Below are 4,113 nucleotides of genomic sequence, written 5' to 3' on the forward strand. Positions count from 1 at the left end.
ACCAGACAGAACTGCTCCCCGACGCGCACATCCACGACAGATCCGTCAGGTGCGCGCGCCGGGGAGCCGGTCAGGTGTGTGTCAGGAGGCCGCGACGCGGCCGATCCGGACCCGCCAGACCTCGGGGCCCTCCTCGAGGTAGTCCCAGGCGAACTGGCCCTCGTGCTCGGCGGCGAACTGGTAGTAGAGCGGCTTGGGGTCGTGGTCGTTGACGAGCACGAACCCGTCGCCGGGGGCCAGGTCGTGGTAGGTGCTGAAGATCAGCTCGTGGCGGCGGGCCGGGATCTCCTCGCGGACGTCCAGCTGGCGGTCGGTCATACGCGTCTCTCCTCGGGTTGTTGGTGGTGGTGCTGTGGGGCTCACCGGGTGACGTTGAAGATCCCGTGTGCGCCCCGCTCCGCGTCGACCATGAGGTGCGACACGAACGGGTAGTGGCCGGGCTTGTCGAAGGTCAGCTCGACGAAGCCGCCCTGGGCGGCGCCGAGCGAGAGCACCTGGCTGCCGCCGTGCTCGGCGTTGCCGCGTTCGAGCAGGTAGGCGCCCTCGGCGAACACCGTGTCGAACTGCTCCCCGACCACGTGGAAGGACGACGGTCGGCTGGGGCCGGCGTCGAGCACCCAGATCCGGACCCGCTCGCCGACCCGGACGTCGACTTGGTCGTGGTCGTACTGGTTGGCGTAGCCGTTGAAGACCACGGCGTCGGGCTCCTCCTCCATCACCTTGGTCGCGTCGACCGGGCCGTCCTGGGCGCCGAGGTAGAGCTCGGACTGCACCATCAGGAAGCTCTTGTCGACCCGCGGCAGGTTCGGGGGGTCGATCACGACGGCACCGAACATCCCGTTGGCGATGTGCACCGACATCGGCATCGTCGAGCAGTGGTAGAGCCAGATGCCGGACCGCTTCGCGGTGAAGCGGTAGATCAGCGACTCGCCCGGCGCGATCGTGCGCATGCTCCGGTCGGGCGGGGTCTCGCCGGCGTGGAAGTCGATGGAGTGGCCCATCTGGGTGTCGTTGACCAGCCGGATCACGAACCGGTCACCCACTCGGCCGTGCAGCGTGGGGCCGGGCATGCCGCCGTTGTAGGTCCACAGCTGCTGGCGCACACCCGGGGCCACCTCGGCCTGCACCTCCGAGACCCGGAACGTACGCCGGTGCACGCGCGACCCCTCGACCGCGGGGAGCTCCGGGTCGTGGGCCACGAAGCCGGGTTCCGGCGCCGCGGCGAAGTCGAGATCCGCGGCGGCATCGCTTCCGGTCGCGCCTCCGGAGTGGTCCATGCCGGCCATGTCGGACATCGACGCGTCGGGGTCCGCCGCCGAGTCGCCGGTGCCGGCGCCGGTGCCGGTGTCTCCGTGCGCGTGCGTGGCGCGGGCGGCGTCCTCGAGCCCGGTCACCCGGACGTGGAAGACCATGCCCATCTGGCGGTGCCCGACCACGGAGCACCAGCCCTCGAGGTCACGGCCGACGACGCCGATGTCGAGGACCGTGCTCTCGCCGGGGGAGAGGCGGCCGCTGTCCGCGCCGGAGTCGAGCACGAGGTCGTGGACGTCGGTGTCGTCGGCGTTGGTCAGCTCGATCACCAGCCGGTTGCCGGCCGGCACCTCGACGGTGTCGGGGGTGAAGCGCATGTTCGCCGCGCTGACCTCGATGCGGGTGGTCTCGCCGGTGGCGGCAATGCCGGCCGCGGACGACTCGTGCTGGGTGCCGGCCAGGGCGGTCGGATCGATCGCGACCCCGGCGGCGACGGCGAGGACCACCAGCGCGATCCCGGTCGCGGCGAGGCCGGTGACCTGGCCACGCGGCCGGTCCGCGGCGGCCGGTGCCGGACCGGTGCGCTGCTCCTTCGGCACGGACTCGATCGGCTGCTGCCGCGCGCGGCGCGCAGCGCGCATGGCACGGAACATCAACGGCAGGAACGCCGCGAACGCCACCAGCACGACGGCGGACACGACCACCCGCACCGGGCTAGGCGCGGGCAGCAGGAACACCGCGGTGCCGACGTTCACGATCGCGACGCGCAGCGCCCCGCCGCGATCCATCTCCACGTTGGCAGCGCGCGCACCGGCGGGACCACGGCCGACGACGACCGGCACGAGGTAGGACATCGCGCCGAGCAGCACCTGGGCGCCGAACCCCGCGGCCAGGCCGGGCGTGATCGCGTTGGCGAGCTCATGGGCGTCCATCCAGCTCGGGACGACGAGGACACCCACGCCGAGGATCGTGACCAGGGTCGCGAGCCACCCGACGGCAGCAGCGACCGACCAGGTGGCGAAGTGCATCGGGGGCTTCGCGCGGGCGGCGGTGACGAACGGGCGCGCGAGCAGCACCAGCGCCGCGACGTACCCGAGCAGTCCCGCTCCGGTCACCGCCCGCAGGTCGGCGAGGCAGCCGGCCACCCCGACGAGGAGCCCCGCGAGCAGCAGCGGCAGCGCGCGCCGTGCGGCCTCCTCGGCCCCCTCGGCGATCCGGGTGCGCAGCATCGTCGGCCAGAGCGTCACCACGGTACCGAGCACGGTGAGCCCCATCCAGCCGAGGACGTTGACCATGACGTGGGCGAGCATGATCCGCACGTGCCACTGCTCTGACATGCCGCGGACCATCAGGACGCCGAACAGGGCGCCCAGCGGCAGCAGGGCCGCGGAGGCGACGTAGTAGCGCACGGTGACGGCGAAGCGGGAGCCCAGCGCGCGTCGCAGCTGCGCGACCAGCGACACCGCGTGCCAGCCCACGCCGAGGGTGACCGAGGAGGCGCCCACGGCCGCGACCACCCAGCGGTCGGTCGGCACCGCGAACAGCACCATGGCGGCGCCACCGTTGACGAGCAGCAGCCGCACCGACCGGTTGCGGTAGGCCGCGGCTGTCGGCGCGTTGTGCAGCAGCGCGTCGGTGAAGTGCTGGCTCCACACGAGGATCGAGTGCGTCACCGCGCCGAGCAGCAGGAGGTGGATCAGCAGCCAGCGCGGCGCGGGCAGGTCGCGGTGCGCGAGCGAGACCACGACGACCGCGATGAGCCAGAGCAGGGCGGGCAGGTCCCGCAACGGCGAGAAGCCGCGGCGCGCTCCTGTGCCGACCGGGCGGCTCGCGGTGCCGATCGTGATCATGCCGCACGCTCCTCGGAGGTGCTGGCGCTCGAGCGCCGGCCGGCCGCCAGGACCGACCAGGCCGCGAGTGCGAAGAACGTCAGCAGGGCTGCCACGTTCGCGGCGCCACCGACCTGCCAGGCGACGTGGACGTCGAGGGCGTCGCCGATCCACAGCCGCAGCACCAGGGACGCGTGCAGGAGCACCAGCGGCGCCCACAGCACGGTCCGGTAGGGCAGCGGGCGGCGCAGCACGGCGGGCAGGATCACCGGCGCGTGGGCCATGATCATCGAGATCGTGAAGCCGAGGAACGTCGCGTGGATGACGACGTCGTACGCCGCCCCCGAGAGCGCGCTGCCGTGCAGCAGCCAGGTGCCCGCGGCGACGAGCAGCCAGAAGTACCCCGCCAGCATGCTGGCGGCCATGAAGCGGGTCAGACCGGCCCGGCGGATCGTGCGCCAGGCCACGTCGTGGGACACCAGCCAGCCGGTGAGCGCCGCCAGCGCGAGGCCCAGCAGCGGGTAGCCGGCGTCCGGCCACAGCAGCGACCCGACGGTCGCGGCCATCAGGCCGACCGAGAGCACCACGAGCGTCGGGCCGGCGCTCGGACCCATCGCCAGTCGGGCGAGCTCGAGCCGTTCGCCGGCGATCGTGAGCACGAGGAACCCGGCCAGCCAGGGCACGAGGAGCGCGGTCTGTGCGCCACCCAGCCACATCGCGGCCGCACCGGCGCCGAGCACCGCGCCCAGTGCCTGGACGAGCACGGCGTCGTCGCGCTGCCGGCGCCACAACGGCACGTACAGCAGTGTCATCGCGAGCATGCCGAACAGGAGGCCGGTGCGTCCGACGGCGAGCGGCACCGGGGCCAGCAGCAGCAGCGCGCCGGCCCCGAGCAGCCCCGGCGCCAGGTAGCCCAGTGGCCGGGCCAGCGCGACGGCCCGCTCGAGGCACACGAGCGTGCCGACGAAGCCGAGCGCCATGAGCATGCCGTGCACGTCCGGCAGCCGGTCGGTGGTGACCGGGGCCGGCACGC

The 4,113-nt window shown here is 73.1% G+C and carries 3 protein-coding genes; all 3 read right to left on the bottom strand.

The genetic code is table 11. The features are described 5' to 3' along the window. Nucleotides 1-81 precede the first annotated feature (81 nt). Nucleotides 82-318, bottom strand: coding sequence for a DUF2249 domain-containing protein (locus tag VGD85_RS22690; protein ID WP_331065702.1), 237 nt, complete (start codon nt 316-318; stop codon nt 82-84). 41 nt (nt 319-359) lie between these two features. Beyond that, complete coding sequence (locus VGD85_RS22695; protein ID WP_331065703.1) at nt 360-3,101, bottom strand: multicopper oxidase domain-containing protein; 2,742 nt, start codon at nt 3,099-3,101, stop codon at nt 360-362. Beyond that, nucleotides 3,098-4,113, bottom strand: a 1,016-nt coding sequence (locus VGD85_RS22700; RefSeq protein WP_331065704.1) for a hypothetical protein, incomplete at its 5' end; no start/stop codon positions are given. The genes VGD85_RS22695 and VGD85_RS22700, both read right to left, overlap by 4 nt.

It is taken from the genome of Nocardioides sp. (assembly GCF_036401255.1).
In the GTDB taxonomy this organism is placed as follows: Bacteria; Actinomycetota; Actinomycetes; order Propionibacteriales; family Nocardioidaceae; genus Nocardioides.

What these genes read in the sequence shown, in the direction of transcription:
- VGD85_RS22695 (WP_331065703.1), bottom strand. Translation starts at nt 3,101, where the DNA reads ATGATCACGATCGGCACCGCGAGCCGCCCGGTCGGCACAGGAGCGCGC.
- VGD85_RS22690 (WP_331065702.1), bottom strand. Translation starts at nt 318, where the DNA reads ATGACCGACCGCCAGCTGGACGTCCGCGAGGAGATCCCGGCCCGCCGC.